The organism is Sporosarcina cascadiensis (assembly GCF_009650995.1).
Taxonomy (GTDB): domain Bacteria; phylum Bacillota; class Bacilli; order Bacillales_A; family Planococcaceae; genus Sporosarcina; species Sporosarcina cascadiensis.
The window spans coordinates 43944-61092 of the sequence record NZ_WHVV01000004.1; the positions used below are offsets into that span (position 1 = coordinate 43944).

Annotated in this window: 17 protein-coding genes; 2 read left to right on the forward strand and 15 right to left on the reverse strand. The window is 45.8% G+C overall.

The window, feature by feature from the left end; all coding sequences use genetic code 11:
* Nucleotides 1–79: 79 nt before the first annotated feature.
* The 5 genes from GDZ68_RS05655 to GDZ68_RS05675 all read right to left on the reverse strand — a co-directional run bounded on the left by GDZ68_RS05655 (nucleotide 80) and on the right by GDZ68_RS05675 (nucleotide 6393).
* Entirely contained in the window at nucleotides 80–592 is a 513-nt protein-coding gene (locus GDZ68_RS05655) for an adenine phosphoribosyltransferase (protein ID WP_153721303.1), read from the reverse strand.
* Nucleotides 583–2925 (reverse strand): single-stranded-DNA-specific exonuclease RecJ, encoded by a 2343-nt coding sequence (gene recJ, locus GDZ68_RS05660; protein ID WP_153721304.1) that lies wholly within the window; start codon nucleotides 2923–2925, stop codon nucleotides 583–585. The genes GDZ68_RS05655 and recJ overlap by 10 nt, the downstream gene beginning before the upstream one ends.
* A gap of 329 nt (nucleotides 2926–3254) precedes the next feature.
* Nucleotides 3255–3614, reverse strand: coding sequence for a LapA family protein (locus GDZ68_RS05665; protein ID WP_153721305.1), 360 nt, complete (start codon nucleotides 3612–3614; stop codon nucleotides 3255–3257).
* Between the two features lie 72 nt (nucleotides 3615–3686).
* Entirely contained in the window at nucleotides 3687–5951 is a 2265-nt protein-coding gene (secDF, locus tag GDZ68_RS05670) for a protein translocase subunit SecDF (RefSeq protein ID WP_153721306.1), read from the reverse strand.
* 130 nt (nucleotides 5952–6081) lie between these two features.
* On the reverse strand, nucleotides 6082–6393 hold the full coding sequence (locus GDZ68_RS05675; RefSeq protein ID WP_153721307.1) for a post-transcriptional regulator: 312 nt from the start codon (nucleotides 6391–6393) through the stop codon (nucleotides 6082–6084).
* 133 nt (nucleotides 6394–6526) lie between these two features.
* Between GDZ68_RS05675 and GDZ68_RS05680 the strand changes: the two genes are divergently transcribed.
* On the forward strand, nucleotides 6527–8041 hold the full coding sequence (locus tag GDZ68_RS05680) for a putative polysaccharide biosynthesis protein (protein WP_153721308.1): 1515 nt from the start codon (nucleotides 6527–6529) through the stop codon (nucleotides 8039–8041).
* Here GDZ68_RS05680 and GDZ68_RS05685 read toward each other — a convergent pair.
* The 7 genes from GDZ68_RS05685 to GDZ68_RS05715 form a co-directional block, all read right to left on the reverse strand.
* Nucleotides 8035–8673 carry a DUF421 domain-containing protein gene (locus GDZ68_RS05685; RefSeq protein WP_153721309.1) on the reverse strand — a complete coding sequence of 213 codons (639 nt, stop codon included), beginning with the start codon at nucleotides 8671–8673 and terminating at the stop codon, nucleotides 8035–8037. The two genes, GDZ68_RS05680 and GDZ68_RS05685, sit on opposite strands and share 7 nt — an antisense overlap.
* Before the next feature lie 109 nt (nucleotides 8674–8782).
* Nucleotides 8783–9043 carry a preprotein translocase subunit YajC gene (gene yajC, locus GDZ68_RS05690; protein WP_153721499.1) on the reverse strand — a complete coding sequence of 87 codons (261 nt, stop codon included), beginning with the start codon at nucleotides 9041–9043 and terminating at the stop codon, nucleotides 8783–8785.
* 50 nt (nucleotides 9044–9093) lie between these two features.
* Complete coding sequence (tgt, locus tag GDZ68_RS05695) at nucleotides 9094–10233, reverse strand: tRNA guanosine(34) transglycosylase Tgt (RefSeq protein WP_153721310.1); 1140 nt, start codon at nucleotides 10231–10233, stop codon at nucleotides 9094–9096.
* Entirely contained in the window at nucleotides 10234–11286 is a 1053-nt protein-coding gene (gene queA, locus GDZ68_RS05700; protein ID WP_153721311.1) for a tRNA preQ1(34) S-adenosylmethionine ribosyltransferase-isomerase QueA, read from the reverse strand.
* An 18-nt stretch (nucleotides 11287–11304) separates the two neighbouring features.
* Complete coding sequence (ruvB, locus tag GDZ68_RS05705) at nucleotides 11305–12303, reverse strand: Holliday junction branch migration DNA helicase RuvB (protein ID WP_153721312.1); 999 nt, start codon at nucleotides 12301–12303, stop codon at nucleotides 11305–11307.
* A gap of 20 nt (nucleotides 12304–12323) precedes the next feature.
* Nucleotides 12324–12929, reverse strand: coding sequence for a Holliday junction branch migration protein RuvA (gene ruvA, locus GDZ68_RS05710; RefSeq protein ID WP_153721313.1), 606 nt, complete (start codon nucleotides 12927–12929; stop codon nucleotides 12324–12326).
* A gap of 133 nt (nucleotides 12930–13062) precedes the next feature.
* A complete protein-coding gene (locus GDZ68_RS05715) occupies nucleotides 13063–13629 on the reverse strand; it encodes an NADPH-dependent FMN reductase (protein WP_153721314.1) in 567 nt (188 codons plus the stop codon).
* A gap of 137 nt (nucleotides 13630–13766) precedes the next feature.
* On the opposite strand from GDZ68_RS05715, the gene GDZ68_RS05720 reads away from it, so the two are divergent.
* Nucleotides 13767–14390 (forward strand): hypothetical protein, encoded by a 624-nt coding sequence (locus GDZ68_RS05720; protein ID WP_153721315.1) that lies wholly within the window; start codon nucleotides 13767–13769, stop codon nucleotides 14388–14390.
* Nucleotides 14391–14436: 46 nt separating this feature from the next.
* Here the strand turns inward: GDZ68_RS05720 and GDZ68_RS05725 are convergent, their stop codons facing one another.
* From GDZ68_RS05725 to GDZ68_RS05735, 3 genes are read right to left on the reverse strand one after another with little or no spacing between them, the layout of a single operon-like run.
* On the reverse strand, nucleotides 14437–15159 hold the full coding sequence (locus GDZ68_RS05725; protein ID WP_153721316.1) for a YebC/PmpR family DNA-binding transcriptional regulator: 723 nt from the start codon (nucleotides 15157–15159) through the stop codon (nucleotides 14437–14439).
* A gap of 12 nt (nucleotides 15160–15171) precedes the next feature.
* A complete protein-coding gene (locus tag GDZ68_RS05730) occupies nucleotides 15172–16041 on the reverse strand; it encodes a phosphotransferase (RefSeq protein WP_153721317.1) in 870 nt (289 codons plus the stop codon).
* Nucleotides 16042–16047: 6 nt separating this feature from the next.
* The gene (locus GDZ68_RS05735; protein WP_153721318.1) at nucleotides 16048–17097 is read right to left on the reverse strand and encodes a LysM peptidoglycan-binding domain-containing protein; all 1050 of its coding nucleotides are present in this window, start codon (nucleotides 17095–17097) and stop codon (nucleotides 16048–16050) included.
* Nucleotides 17098–17149 lie beyond the last annotated feature (52 nt).

Genomic DNA, 17149 nt, shown 5'->3' on the forward strand with positions numbered 1-17149 from the left:
TACCATTTACACATTAAGCGAATCAATCTCACGGCTTGTATATAGTAAGAATCCTCCGCAAAAGCGAAGGATTCTCTGTTCAGTACGTGATTAGCGCACGAATGTCATGATTATTCAATTTTTCACGGCCGTTCAAGTACGAAAGCTCAATTAAGAAAGCACAGCCTGCTACGACTCCGCCAAGTTTTTCCACCAATTCTATCGTCGCACCGACTGTACCGCCAGTTGCAAGAAGATCATCGACAATCAGCACCCGCTGACCCGGTTTAATTGCGTCATGGTGTATTGTCAGTTCATCTTTACCGTACTCCAGATCATAAAATACTGAAATCGTTTCGCGGGGCAGTTTGCCTGGTTTGCGCACGGGTGCAAAACCTACCTGCAAAGCATAAGCGACCGGACATCCAATGATGAATCCGCGTGCTTCCGGGCCCACAATGATATCTACGTCAAGATCTTTCGCATATTCTACGATTTGATCCGTGGCATATTTATACGCTTCTCCGTTATCCATAATCGTGGTAATGTCTTTAAAACTGACTCCCGGTTTCGGATAGTCATCTACGATTGTTACAAACTTTTTTAAATCCACAATTTTTCCTCCTCAACAGCTTCAACACGCAAGGTGTTAAATAGCATCTTCAAGTCCTGATAGGGCGCATAAAGAAGCAGCTCTTCTAATTTAATTTGCTGTTGGCGTTTTTGATAAGACGGAGCTTCTGCCAGATCACGTTTCCCTGCAGACTCCCTCATAGTGAGTTCACCATTCACTAGTGTAACAAATTCCAGCTCATAAAACACTTTTGACATGAATTTTATCATATCTTTTTTCCATCCTTTATGTTTGGAAAGCATGTCGATCTGATTTTCTAAATGAAATGATCCTCTCTTCTTCAAAAAGCTGTAATACCAGCCGAATTGTTCACGGTCGGGCATCTTTTCAAAGTACATGGGATCTTTCACATATAAATGTAAATAAACCCGGTTCGCCTGTGAAGCTGACATTGCCTGTTTCAACTGTTCCTCATTCTGCGGCATGTCCAATAAAACAATGGAATCAGCAGGCGTCACAGCATCCTTTCCTACTAACTGAATAGGTCTATTTGTTAAAAATGGAGTGAAATGTTGGATCGCCTGTTCAGAAAACGCCAGATAATTTGCCTTTTCAGGTACTAGCGGAAGCCATCTTGCAGGTTCTCTCACACCGCGGTAATCAAACAGCTGCCATTCATCACACTTCATATCCTCAACGAGTAACTGCGCTTTTTTACGCCCGTTCCATTCATTGATCTGTAAATCTCCTGTCAGGCTCAGCCTGCTGCTCGGTGCCATCTCGTCAGCAAGAGCGCCTGCGCCGAAATGAATCGCATCTATGCGCTCCGCACCGTCTCCCATTTCGAGTTTCAGATGATCTTTAGACGCGCCGATTTTCCGTGAAGAAACAGTCTCCAATTCTTCCAGCAGGAAAACAGGTTTCGGGAAGCCCATACCGAAAGGACGGATCAGCTCCAGGGCCTCGATTGATGCAATGTCGATTTCATTCAGCTTCAACGGGACATCGATTGACAATTTAGGCTGCAATAATTCCTCTGTCAGCACTTCCTTCGCCTGTTCATTCAGATGATTGCGAAGCTGCTCGACATCTTCTATTTTCAGCGACATGCCTGCGGCCATTTCGTGACCGCCGAAATGCGGAAGGATCGACGCGTTTTTCTTCAGTTCTTTATACAAATTAAATCCTGCAATACTGCGGGCTGACCCCTTCGCTGTGCCAGTCTCCGGATCAATCGACAGCACAATGGCCGGGCGGTAAAATTTCTCCGTCAGTCTGGAAGCGACAATTCCCACGACTCCTGGATTCCAGTCTTCCCCTTCAATGACCAATACATACGGAATACGATCTCCATATCGGACCAGTATCTGCTCTTCTGCTTCTTTGGCAATTTCTTTCACCAGCTGCTGACGCTCTTTATTGAGTTCATTCAGTTCTTCCGCAATCCCGAGTGCCTGAATTTCATCTTCTGATTTCAGCAAATAAACTGCCGGATCTGCATCGCCCAGACGGCCGGGTGCGTTCAGTCTGGGACCGATCGTGAAGCCGATTGTTTCTTCGGAGAGGGCAGCCTGCTCATGTCCGCTCACTTGCATAAGCGCTTTAATGGCCGGGCGCTTCGAACGCCGCAGTCTGCGGATTCCCTCTTTGACCATATAACGATTTTCATCCTGCAGGGGAACCAAGTCCGCCACGGTGCCAATCGCCACAAATTCCAATAAATCAAGAGGCGGCTCTCCGAGTAAAGCGGAAGCAAGCTTAAAAGCCACCCCTACTCCTGCAAGCTCGCCAAACGGATAGCTGCCTTCAGGGTGCCGCGGGTGAATGACAGCGTCTGCTGCGGGAAGTTCATCGCCTATTTCGTGGTGGTCCGTGACGATAACTGTCATTCCGAGTGATTTGGCAAACGCGATTTCCTCGATGCCCGAAATCCCGTTATCCACCGTGATCAATAATTCTGTACCTTCAGTATGTAGTTGTTCAAAATAGTCTTTATTCGGTCCGTAGCCGTGTTCAAAACGGTTCGGTATAGCAAAGTTCACTTTCGCGCCGAGAAGCTCAAGGGCAGTCGTCAGTACCGTGACACTTGTTACGCCGTCCCCATCATAGTCACCGTATACCGTGATCTGCTGCTGCTGATCTATTGCTGACTTTATTAATTCCACAGTCTTCTCCATATCATGCAATAAAAACGGATCATGCAGACTGGATTCATCCATATGCAAATAACCGGCAGCCTGCTCACTGTCCGTCACATTTCGGGCAACTAGAATCTTTGCAAGCATCGCAGACACATTCAAATCGCCAGCGAGTTTTGCCACAAGCTGCTCATCAGGACGGTCGATCTGCCACCTTTTTTTCGATTGTATCATTACTCTCACATCCTCTCCTCGTATTATATCGAATCACGCAGTAGACGGAAAGGAAAGCACATGAAAAACACAGCTTGAGTAACAAAAGGGGTTTTAAAGGTATATGAATAGTAATGGTTCAGTCAGAATACCATTTCGCGCATTCAATGCGCGGTTTGGAGCGAAAACGAGGAATAAACGTTCGAAAACGGCTGTTTTTGGTTCGCTATTGGAGCATATTGGTGCGGAGCCGGGACGTTTTGGCGCACTGCTTCGGTTATCAGACCAGTCTCCATCAAAAAAAGCTGCCCCAAAAGTAATTCAACTTTTAAGACAGCTTTGTTCCTTATTTAAAAACCTTCAGGCGGAAGTATTTCTGCTTCAACGGCGGGAATCCTGTTCCGAAGCTCATTGATTTGTACGTCCTTCTCCTGCAGCAGACGTTTCTGCATCGTCAGCTCTTCCTCTTTAGTCTGCAGCTGTTTCTCCAGCTCCTTCAACCGGCGGCTGTTTCTGTATGATTTGAAAATTGCAAAGAACCCGCTGATTAACGCACCAAGCAGTGCTGAGCCCAGAATAATCAGTACAAGCGGAATCATTTCCGTCCCGAATAAATAGTTGACAGGCACTGAATCCACATTAAATACTGCGAACACCGCAATGATAATAGCAAATAATAAACTGAGCAAAATAGTCCACTGGAATTTCATTGGTTTTATTCCTCCTATCAAAAAAACAGAGTATACCGAAGTATACCCTGTTTTCCATATAGCCCAAACGTCTTAAACTACTGGTTCGTCGGAGCCCCATTGTTTTTTCTCTTTTTCCACTTTCAAGCCGCCGCTTTTCTTCATTTGTTTCTTTTTCAAATCAAACCAAAGCTGTGCGGAGATGAAGATGGAAGAATACGTACCTGCCAGCAAACCGATCAATAATGCAATCGAGAATGGACGGATCGATTCAGCACCGAGAGCCATCAAAGCAACTACGACAAATATGACAGTCAAGACCGTGTTAACCGAACGTCCAAGCGTCTGACGCAATGATTTATTGACGATACTCGCCAACTCTTCTTCACTGTCAATATGTTTTGAACGATGCAGATTTTCACGGATCCGGTCAAATGTAACGATGGTATCGTTGATGGAATAACCGATAATCGTCAGCACCGCAGCGATAAACGTAATATCGACTTCAAGCCGCAGAATACTGAAGATCGCAATCATGAAGAATGCATCATGCAGCAGGCCAACAATCGCAGACAGACCCATACGCCACTCGAAACGCAGTGCGACGTAAATAATAATTCCGAGTGCTGCGACAGCCAGAGCTTTAATCGCATTCATCACAAGTTCTTTACCAACAGTATCCGATACAGTGGAAACGTTTGGTTCAGCGCCATAGACCGAGTTTAATTCTTTTTTAATTTTATTGACCTCTTCTTGTGAGAAGTCTTCTTTATAACGGGCAACCGCGATATTTTTCTCATCACCTGAAATAACGACATCTGTTGTCGGATGTCCGATATCTTCTAATTGCTTCGTTACTTCCGATTCGTCAAGCTGCTGTTCTGCCAGCACTTCTACACGTGTTCCTCCTGAAAAATCAATTCCTAAATTTAATTTGAAGACACCGAGCATGATGGCGCCGACAATTAAAAGCAAGATTGATATCGTATAGAAACGTTTTCTTGTATGAACGAAATCAAAACGATCAAATTTCGTAGTTAAATCGAGTGTTTCGAGATTTTCATCTGCAGAATGAACTTGTTTTTTCGACAGACCAAACCAGCCGACTTTATTATCCAGACTACCGCTGTGTACAAGCAATCCTAATAATAGACGGGATCCCCAGACTGCCGTGATGAAACTGACCAGAATACTGATGATGAGCATAGTGGCAAACCCTTTTACAGTGCTTGTCCCGAATATGAACAATACAACTGCCGCTAAAAGAGTAGTCACGTTGGCATCCAGAATGGCGGCGAATGAAGATTTGGCTCCAGCCGTAAAGGACGATTTGACGGATTTACCGACACGCAGTTCTTCTTTAATCCGCTCGTACGTAATGATATTGGCATCGACGGCCATACCGACCCCGAGCATTAATGCCGCGATTCCCGGAAGTGTCAATACCCCGTTGATCAGTGTAAATACCAATAAGATCAAATAGATATAAACAGAAAGTGTAATAACTGCAACAACACCAGGCAAACGATAATAGAGTGCCATAAAGATAAAGATTAAGCTGATACCGACGATGCCTGCGAATACTGTCTTATCAAGTGCCTGTTCCCCAAATTGTGCACCGACAGATGTTGAATAAATTTCCTCAAGGTTGACTGGAAGCGCACCGGCGTTCAAGATACCGGCAAGATTCTTCGTTTCTTCTACCGTGAAGTTTCCGGAGATTTCAACATTGGAAGAGTTGATTGTCTTAGAAACACGCGGATCGGAAATGAAACCAGGTTTCGGCTTATTCACTTCTTCCTTGTAAGAATCAACGCCTTCTTCAAAGTCCAGCCAGATGACCAGAACGTTCGGGCTTTTCTGAACAATCTCTGAAGTAACATCGCCGAATTTATTCGGATCTTTCATTTCTAACGTAACAACTGGATTGTTGTTTTCATCAAAGTTGGCTTTTGCTTTGCCTTCTTTCAAATCATTCCCGTCCAGCATCAAATTGTCGTCCGCATCGCGGAATGACAGATTGGCTTGAGTGGACAGCAATTCACGGGCAGATTCCTGATCTTCCACACCGGCGAGCTGTACACGAATCCGATTGTTCGATTCGATTTGGATGCTTGGTTCACTAACACCCAGAACATCGACACGGTTCGTCAATGCGCGCGCGGTATCCGCCACCGTTGACTCCGAGATTTTCTGTCCATCTTTCAGCGGTTTTACCTGGTACAGAACTTCGAAACCGCCTTGCAGGTCAAGACCGAGCTTGACATCTTTTAAAATCGGATTAGTCGTTGAAAAGACCGTTGATGCCAGTATTACAACGAGCAGCAAAAACGCGACTATCCTGCCTCTGTTTTTCATATTTCCTTTTCCCCCTCATATACTAGAGCGGCACAGCACCTGTTATGTACTTCGTTCTCTCATTGTACAACATACCAATTATGAAACAGACGGAAGTCTGTGTCAAATACTTCACAATAACATTTTACAATCAATCGGCTTTCCTCGGTGAAAATAGGATGGCCCGTTCTTCTTCACTCAACTCCGGAAAGGCGCTGCTGTTGCGCTGAGCCTCTGTCTGTGTGTACGTCATGAATTGGGCAGGAGATAATTTGAATAAATCTTGAACAATTTCATGCGGACGCATGGCAGCGATATTTTTCCTTTTCCACTTCTTTTCAACGAGATAATCCCAGAGCCCTTTCTCTGTTACAACAGAGTAGCCGTAAAAATGAAATTCATTCTTCTTACTTTCCAGCGCTGGAAGCATATGTCTATACAAGTCCTCAATTTGTTGATCCATTGCCACTTCACCCCTCGTCCTTTTGATGCGGAATAATCCTGATTATAGCACATACACTTAACTATATTTGGGATTCCCAACCCTTATCCATAGTGTATCCGAAAAGGTGGGAGTTGAGAAGGAGTTGTTTTCAGTGTCGTCATTTATACGCGGGACAATCTTTTTAATGGCTGCTGTTTTTCTATCGAAACTGCTCGGTTTTGTCTACCGAATTCAATTCATGCGTGTGGCAGGAGAAGAAACCGTCGGGATCTATATGACCGCTTATCCTGCTTTCGTGTTTTTCCTTTCACTCGTTCAGCTCGGCGTTCCGATTGCCATGGCGAAAGTGATTGCTGAACTCAAAGCGCAGGGCAGCCTGCAAATGCGCCAAGTGATGAAAACTTCCTCATTCATTACCATTATCGCCGGAGCAGTTTTCATTCCGTTATGTATTTTATTCGTACCATTTTTATCAGGAAACTTGTTAGGCAATGTAGCGACTTCTTCAACCTTGTATGTGGCGATCGCAATCGTTCCCGTTGCGGCAATTGGTGGATTAATAAGAGGTTATTTCCAGGGGATATCGCGGATTGAAGAAACGGCATGGGCACAAGTCATTGAACAAATCTTCCGAATCCTATTAATTACCTGGATGCTGCCGTACATATTGGCGCCGAACGACCCGATGATCAACGCAGCCTATGCAATGGGTGTGACATTTTTAGCGGAAGTGGTTTCTGTATTGTATCTGCTGTATAAATACAAACAGTATCAGCGCACACAGCCAAAATTACGCGAAAAACAGCCCCGTTATCCAATGAAGCCAATTTTAGGCGTCGCACTTCCATCTTCCGGCAGCCGTTTATTCGGCACATTCACTTGGTTTTTGGAACCGATTATTTTTCTGCGCGCACTCAGTATGGCAGGTGTCGGCACAGTGGCTGCCACTTCACTTTATGGCGTGATTTCCGGTGTGCTCATTCCACTATTGTTGTTTCCAGCGTTTATCCCGTATGCGCTGTCCGTAGTGCTCGTTCCGGCAGTAAGCGGAGCAGCTGCTTCGAGCAATGTCAAAAAATTGCAGGAGCGCATCCATCTGGCACTGCGTTTATCTGCTTTGACAGGTGCGTTTGCCGCTACGGTATTTTATATTCATGGGGAAGATTTGGCTGTGAAGTTATTTCATGTCTCTGCGGGAGCCGGCTATATGACGCTCTTGGCACCTGTTTTCTTCTTTTACTATATTCAGAGCCCGCTGTATTCCATTTTACAGGCAACCGGGGATGCCAAAGCCGGTATGATGAACTCGGTTTATGGCGGTATCGCAAAGCTCGCGGTCATGTTTATTCTCGCTTCACAGCCCGGACTGCAGGAAACCGGTGCGGTGCTTGCCATTGGTTTCGGCGTACTGGTCACATCATTCCTTCATATTGCGACCATCAGGCAAAACAAAGCAACAGCCACGGGTTTCTCTATGTTCGCAATGACTTACGCGGCATTTTTGATGACTGCGATCATGCGGCCGATTTTCATTCCAGTGGGATCGTATCATCTGTTTATGGAATGCGTCATCACTTCCGCCGTCTTATTCGCACTGTTATTACTGACCGGACAAATCAAAAAACGGGACTGGATGATGCTGCGTAATTTAGTGAAACGTTATTGACTATCTTTCATCTGCACTTTCACTTGCCCTTGTTCAAAGGAGCAATAGAAAATTTCGCTGATGTCTGTAATTTTTTTATCTTTCAGTTTATTCATCAGCCATTCTTCTGTCTTATTGATCAGACGCAGATGTTCAGACTGAATTTCACCGTCCAGAATTAAACCGACGATCGGCAAATCACCGTCTTTTGTAAAGACGGACAAATTTCCGGAAGGTTCTAAGTAAGCAAACGTTACATTGTGGATGGAACCCACTTGATTCTCTCGCAGCTGCTGAAACAGATCGTCCAGATTATAACGCTGTTTTCGCATTTCATCCTGCTGTATCTGACCGTCTTTAATGATCAACGTAGGATTGCCGTCCACAATATCCCGGAATTTTTTATTTTTCAATGAAATCAATGAAGAAATGTATTGGATCACGAGCAGCAATAAAATCGGCAGAACGCCCTCAATAATCGGTTTTTCCGGCGACTCGACGATCATGGCTGCCACTTCCGCCATAATGATAAAAACGACAATATCGATGACACCCATCTCGCCGACTTCTCGCTTGCCCATGAGCCTGAGCGTGATCAATAAAAAGATATACAGAAAAATTGTACGGAAACCGATAATCCATAATTCATGCATTGCGTACCTGCCTCCTGACATTCCTAGTGTTCCAAGTGTCAGCTGTTCTATACGCAGGCAAACAAAAAAGCGGCAATCTATGGACATCCCACTAGATAACCGCTTTTTATCAGTTTGTAATAACTCTTCCTACTGCCTGCTTGTCAAAACGCAAGACTGTAGTGTCTGCTACACGTAAGAAAATAGAAGTTTCATCCACTGCGTCTACTGTTCCGTGCAGACCGCCGATTGTTACCACTTCATCTCCGCGCTTTAAGCTGGTTTGCATCTCTTTCGCTGCTTTCTGTCTCTTCTGAGCAGGACGAATGAGTAAAAACCACATAATCGCTACCATGATAACTAACGTGAAAATACCGCCGTATTGTTCCATCATTTTATATCTTCCCCCTTCCTCATTCATCAAGATTCATTATACAAGATTCAGAAGTTTTTTGCATTCGGTTTGTTGAAACCATATTGCTCAAAAAACTCTACGCGGAAATCACCGAGACGGTCTTCGCGAATCGCCTGTCGTACCTGCTCCATCAAATTCAGCAAGAAGTGCAGATTATGATAAGACGTTAAACGAATACCAAATGTTTCCCCTGCGCGAATTAAATGACGGATATAAGCGCGGCTATAGTTTTTGCACGCATAACAATCACAATTCGGATCAAGCGGACCGAAGTCACGTTCATATTTCGCATTCTTCACAACTAAACGGCCTTCGCTCGTCATCAATGTGCCGTTCCGCGCAATACGCGTAGGAAGTACACAGTCGAACATATCGATGCCCCGAATTGCTCCGTCGATCAAGGAATCCGGTGAACCGACGCCCATCAAATAGCGCGGTTTGTTTTCCGGCAATAAAGGTGTCGTAAATTCAAGTGCGCGGTTCATAACGTCTTTCGGTTCTCCGACAGACAAACCGCCGATAGCATAACCCGGGAAATCCAATGAAACCAAGTCTCTCGCACTCTGCTTGCGAAGATCTTCATACTCGCCGCCCTGGACAATTCCAAATAAGCCCTGCTCTTCAGGACGCGCGTGAGCCTCGAGACAGCGCTCTGCCCATCTGGACGTCCGCTCGACACTCGCTTTCATATATTCATGTGTTGCCGGGAAAGGCGGACACTCATCAAATGCCATCATAATATCAGGTCCCAGTGCATTTTGAATCTCCATTGCTTTTTCAGGACTCAAAAACAATTTATCGCCGTTAATATGATTGCGGAAATGTACACCTTCTTCTTTTATTTCACGGAATTTGCTCAATGAAAATACTTGGAAGCCGCCGGAATCCGTTAAAATCGGGCGATCCCAGTTCATGAACTTATGCAGTCCGCCCGCTTCTCGGATGATCTCATGGCCGGGACGCAGCCACAAGTGATACGTATTGCTCAAGATAATGCCTGCTCCCATCGCCTTCAGTTCTTCAGGTGACATCGTCTTAACAGAGGCTTGCGTTCCGACGGGCATGAATGCAGGCGTTTCAAACGAACCGTGCGGCGTATGGACAATCCCGAGACGCGCTCCTGTTTGTTTACAAGTTTTAATATGTTCGTACGTAATAGCTGCCAATTAATCTCGTTCCTTTCTTTTAGCGGGGCGAATGAACATCGCGTCCCCAAAACTGAAAAAGCGATATTGCTCTCTCACTGCTTCTTCATATGCTGCGAGCACCGAATCCCGTCCTGCAAAAGCAGACAACAGCATCAGCAATGTCGATTTAGGCAAATGGAAATTCGTCACCAAGCCGTCAATTGCTTTATACTCATATCCCGGGAAAATGAAAATAGATGTCCAGCCACTAGCTGCCACAACTGTTCCGTCATTTTCAGAAGCAATCGTTTCAAGTGTGCGGGTAGATGTGGTGCCAACTGCAATTACGCGGCCACCATTCGATTTTGTTTCTCTTACTAAAGCAGCTGTTTCCTCACTCATCACATAATATTCCGCATGCATCGTATGGTCTTCAATCGAATCCACACTCACCGGGCGGAAAGTTCCAAGCCCGACATGCAGCGTAATAAATGCGATATTTACGCCTTTATTCCGTAATTCATCCAGAATTTCATCGGTGAAATGCAAACCGGCAGTCGGTGCTGCCGCAGAACCTCTTTCTTTAGCGAATACCGTCTGATAGCGCGACTGATCTTCCAAAGACTCCGTGATATACGGAGGCAGAGGCATCGTGCCCAGTTGATCGAGCAGCTCATAGAAAATGCCATCATACATAAATGTAAATTCACGTCCGCCTTGTTCCCCGATTGCTGTACACTTCGCTTGAAGACGACCATCTCCAAATGTGACGACTGTTCCAACTTTAATGCGTTTTGCCGGTTTTACCAATGTCTCCCAGCGGTCTTCGCCAGTTTCCTTCAGTAATAATACTTCAATTGCGGCACCAGTGTCTTCTTTCGTTCCGATCAAACGCGCGGGCAGCACCTTCGTATCATTCAGCACGAGCAAATCCCCCGCTTCAAGTTCTTCCGTTAAATCACGGAAATGCCGATGCTCGACTTCCCCGCTTTCACGGTCCATTACAAGTAAACGGCTAGCTGTGCGATCAAGCAAAGGTGTTTGCGCGATCAAATGATCGGGTAAATTAAAATCAAAGTCCTGTACATCCATCTTCGTTACTCCTATCTGTCACTGCGGAAGCGGATAGCCGAAATGCGCATACGCTTTCTCTGTTGCCATGCGTCCTCTCGCAGTGCGTTGAATAAATCCAATTTGTAATAAATAAGGCTCATAAACATCTTCAATCGTCACCGATTCTTCGCCAATACTGGCAGCGAGTGTATCAATTCCAACCGGCCCGCCGCGAAAACGTTCGATCATACTGTGCAATAGCTGGTGATCGATCTGATCCAGTCCATGGCCGTCCACTTGCAGCATATCAAGTGCTTCTTGCGCGATTGATAATGTAATCGTCCCATTACCGCGCACTTGTGCGTAATCCCGCACTCTGCGCAGCAGTCGGTTAGCAATACGCGGTGTGCCTCTTGAACGTTTGGCAAGCTCAACAGCGGCCTGCAAATCGATCTGAACATCAAACAGTCCGGCACTGCGCACGACGATTTCGGTCAATGCTTCTTCATCATAATACTCCAGACGTAAAGGCACTCCAAACCGGTCACGCAACGGGGCTGACAGCGCACCGGCTCTTGTCGTCGCACCAATCAGCGTAAACGGAGGAAGATCTAACCGGACAGAACGAGCGGTTGGTCCTTTACCTACCATAATATCCAAACAAAAGTCTTCCATTGCAGGATACAACACTTCTTCTATCGCACGATTCAAGCGGTGAATTTCATCGATAAACAGGACATCGCCTGGTTCCAATGAAGAAACCACAGCAGCCAGGTCACCGGGTCGTTCAATAGCGGGACCGCTTGTCATGCGCACATTCACGCCCATTTCATTGCCGATCACTGTCGCAAGTGTCGTCTTACCGAGCCCGGGAGGTCCGTATAAGAGCACGTGATCCAAACTTTCTTCCCGTCCTTTTGCAGCTTCGATAAAAATAGACAGATTATCTTTTGCCTGCTGCTGACCGATGTACTGCTTCAGCAATTGCGGACGCAGCGATTGTTCAAATTGATCGTCAAAATGGGTTACTTCATTCGTCAACAGGCGTTCTTCCAATTATAACCACCTCCGTCGTATTAGCCTTGTTTTAATAACAGCTGCAAAGCAAGACGCATATAGCCTTCCGTATCGAGTTCTTCTTTTTCCAGTTTCGGCCGGACTTTCTTCAGTTCACGTTCCGAGTAGCCGAGCGCAGACAACGCAAGTAATGCCTCATCAAGTTCATCACTCTCTGCCAATGTCAGCAATGTATCTTCAGAATCAGGCAAATCAATTTCTGTGAAGAGATCGTGAAGCTTACCTTTAAGATCTAAGATCATCTGTCTCGCAGTCTTTTTGCCGACACCCGGGAATTGCACAAGGAACCCTTCATCTTCGCGTTCAATCGCACTGATGACCTGTGAAGGCAATCCATTTGCAAGTATGGCAAGCGCTCCTTTTGGTCCGATGCCGGAGACTGTAATAAGTTTGCGGAACAGTTCGCGCTGCTCGAGTGTCTTGAAACCAATTAGCAGCTGAGTATCTTCACGAACATGCAAGTAGGTAAAGACCTGCTGTATTTCATCTGTCGCATGAAAAGCAAAAGGATTCGGTGTCATCACCTGCCAGCCGATTCCCTGCTGCTCCAGCACAATATATTCTGGTGTCACTCTTGTCACATAGCCTTTTATGTAATCGTACAATCCATTCTCCCCCTAAAGTATACCTGCTATTATAGCATACGAACGGGTTTTCTACTTGTCAGACCTCTGAATGTTGCCGTAAAAAAATGGACACTATGTTGATGTGTCCATCTGTTTGAATTGTTTCGCTTACTTACGCTTCTGCAACTGCTTGTTGTTTGCGGTAAAATGTGAGGAAGTTTTCTACGACAGTGTCAAGGAAAGTAATGGTTGCTTCGTCAACGATGTCGCCGGCTTCATTCAGCTTATTATGAATAGCGCCTACGTATACTTCATTACTTGGCAATAATATAGGTGCCAAAGCCGGGTTCGATAAAATTTCCCGCAAATGAATCTGTGCTCTGATCGAACCGAACATACCCATCGAAGCACCGACGATGAATCCTGGCTTGCCGTGTAATGTGAAATCTCCTCCGCGTGACAACCAGTCCAACGCATTTTTCATGGCACCCGGTATAGAGAAATTATATTCAGGAGTTGCGAACAGCACAGCATCAGAATCTTTGACATCGTCTTTAAACGCACGGACAGCAGCGGGCGGTTCGCTTTCATTGTCGATTGAAAACATATCCAAGTCATTAATCAGGACCGGAATGATCGTCAGTTGATCTTCATAGCGCTTGGCCATGAAGTTAACCAATTTCAGATTGTAAGATGTGGAACTAGTGCTTCCAATGATTGCTTTTACTTTAATTGTCATGATGAATAGCTCCTTTTTTATAAGTTTCAGCACTTAATATGATAGTCCTGTTAAGATTAAATCACCAATCATTTGCTCGAGATCATACCATTCCCAAGGTGTTACATTCGGATGAGTACTATAAAGGAGATGTTAGTATGCGTAAGGAGGTATTTACAGTCATAGCCGCTTCGCTGTTGCTGGTGGGATGTATGTCAAATACTACAGAAGAACAACCGGAAAATTCCGCAAAGGAACCTGTTGAAACTTCTGAGATGCAGCCGAAACCTTCTGCTGAGATTGACCGTGAGCCATCGAAAGAATTTGTCCAATCAGTTGAAGGCCAAGATGAAGTCATTCAGATGAACTTGGTCAAAGGACAAGATTCTCTTTATTCGATGTATGTGGATCAAGAGAGATACCAGTTTGGTGAAGCCGGTGAGAAAGACGTGCTGACTCCAACCGTTCCAGTGCCTACAGGTTATCCTGAGGTTAAAATGGAGATTCTATACATTGAGGACCGAAATCCAGACGGAGTGAAACAGGACTTTGAAAAGGAATATGCTTTCTGGCTTGAAGAACAGGCTGTCACTTCCCCAGTCGATGCTCTTTCTTTTCATGGCACATCCGGAACCGAGCCGGACAGTGAAGTCGTGACTATCTATTTACTGGATGCATTTGGGGGTACATTGCTTATTGAAGATAGATATTTTTTAGAAGCGCAGGAAGGTCACGGAGCTCGTTTTGAACAGATGCTAGAAACATTAGAGTTAAACAAATAAAATCAAAAATCACCCGGCACAGGTTGGATTCCTGCCGGGTGATTTTTTAATTGTCTACATTCGTATAGACGTTCTGCACATCGTCATCATCTTCAAGCGCCTCTAGCATTAATTCGAATTGCTCTTCCTGCTCATTAGATAACTCTGCATAAACAGACGGAACCATATCCACTTCTGCAGAAAGAAATTTGAAATCTTCTGCTTCAAGCGAATCTTTAACGGACAAAAAATCCGCCGCTTCTGTCAGAATTTCAAATCCTTCCTCTGATGACAGGATATCTTCCGCTCCTGCTTCCAGAGCAGCGAGCATGACAGAGTCTTCATCTGTTTCTTCCGTTCGCTCGATAAATAAACGTCCTTTACGTTCGAACAAGTAATTGACAGATCCTGTTTCTCCCAGACTTCCGCCATTTTTATTGAATGCTGTACGAATATTCGGTCCGGTGCGGTTGCGATTTTCCGTCAGACAATAAACGAGTACCGCCGTTCCCCCCGGTCCATAGCCTTCATAAATGACTTCCTCATAGTTTTCATCTGCCCCTGTACCTGTTGCTTTGTCGATTGCCCGCTGGATGACATCATTCGGGACGTTCTCGCTCTTTGATTTATCGATGGCCAGACGCAATGCCGGATTGGTATCTGGATCGTTTCCGCCAGACTTTGCAGCTACATAGATTTCACGTGACATCTTCTGAAAGATCTTTCCGCGTTTTGCGTCTTGTGCACCTTTTCTGTTTTGGATATTCTTCCATTTGGAATGGCCTGCCATGACAAAAACCTCCTACTTCATCATTCGCTCTACATCATACCATAATCCAGGCCAGTGCGAGAGTGCGGTTTCTGTAAAGAGGAGGAGCTTGCTGACCATTCGCTGCTGCTGCGCTGCCGGCAGGGACAGCAGATGAAGCCACTCGCGAAGCACTTCATTGGGATAAAGCAGTTTTGCGAGCGCTTGATTAGACAGTTTTTGCAAAGCGGGATGCTCTCCCATTAAAAATGAAGGATTATAGGAGATCTGAGGAAGGACCCGGTGCATCCATAAGACCAATTCATCTTCCTCAGAGCCAAGGCACGCCAAATCAAAATCGATAAATCGGATCCGCCCGCTTGCGTCCCTCAAAATGTTATGATGCACGACATCGCCATGCAGTAATGTCAACTTAGCCGCAGATGCCGGCTGTTTTTTAATCATATCCAATGCATTCCGTCCAAATAAGACCAATTCCTCAATAACGGATGAAGGTAAAAATTGTTCGCAAATCTCCCGAAGTTCTATAAAACGGGCAAGGCGGACTTCCCACTTTTCAATCATATGATAAGAAGGAAGACAAGAAAGAGATTCCCAATTAACAGAGATGCGTGTTTCATGCAGTGCCTGCAGTGCCTGAAAAGAATCGATCCGATCAATCCGTCTTTTGAAATTGACGGCTTTCGCACCCTCAAGCCAGGGCTGCATGATCAGCAGCGGATCCTTTTCTTCAAAAATAGGAACGAAATGTGGAAAGTTTTGTCCGCTAAGTAATTGATGTATTTGCCGAACCTTTACGACTTGTGCAAATGATGCATACTTCTTTACTGAATAGACCGCTCCGCCGGATTCCATTTTCCAGACATTCTTTTTTATTTTCGTATAACGCTGTTCACCTGTCATATCCCATTACGTATTTCTGTACCAATCTTCCTGGATCGGCACCGGATAATTTGGCGGCATCTGCTGTCCCGGCTGCTGCTGCGGAAATGGCATAGGAAGCGGCATCATCGGGCCAGTCGGATAGCATGGATACCATTGAACCGGCTGCATGAATTCCGGCTGCATCGGCATATGCTGCATATGCTGCATATGTTGATGCTGTGGCCATCCTGGTGAACAAACATCCTGATTTGATGGGCACCAATTTGCAGGCATACAGGCTTTTGGCGGGATTGAAGGTTGTTGCGGCATTGGAATCGGCTGCGGCATTGGTTGTGGCATCGGCTGTGGCATTGGTTGTGGCATTGGCTGCGGCTCGGGTTTAGGCTGTTCAGGCGTCGGCTTCATGACGGGCGGCATCGGTGCCGGCGGTTTCGGAGCCGGCTTACTTGGCGGATGAAACGTACTGGATTCAATTAACTGCCAACCGTCCGGCATGGGTGCCGGCTTATGATGATGAGGTGATTCATCAGGCCATTTTGTCGGCTCTTTAGGCGGCATCGGCTTGATTGGCGCTTGTACTGGCGGCTGTATCGGCTGCTGCGGCAAATGCGGGTGACAGTCTGCATCGAAAATCGGCATCCATCCACATACAGGAAATACTGCCTGCCACATCGGCACATTCGGCTGCATCGGCATTTGAGGTGCCGGATGCGAAGGCATTGACGGCTGCTGAGGCGCGGGCATTGGCGGCGCTTGCGGCAGCGACGGCACTTGCTGAACAGGCGGCTGCGGTTTAGGCTGTGGTTGCGGTTTTGGAGCCGGTTTAGATGGCGGCTTCATTTCGGGCTGCTGAGGTTTCACCGGTTTCTGCGGTGTTTTATCCTGCGGTTTAGACGGTTCCCCTTTATGCTGAGGCTTTTTCTTATCCATCGGCAAAAAAATCTTCATTCCGGGAACGATGTAATCCGGATTTGCCAGATGCGCATTCACCCTTTTTAATTCTTCAAATGGAATACCGTACTGCCTTGCGATCTTCCATAATGTATCACCCTTGACGACAATATGAACTTCCACTAAAAATTCCCCCTTCCATCAATCCATCGTATGAACGGATGCCTAATTTGGT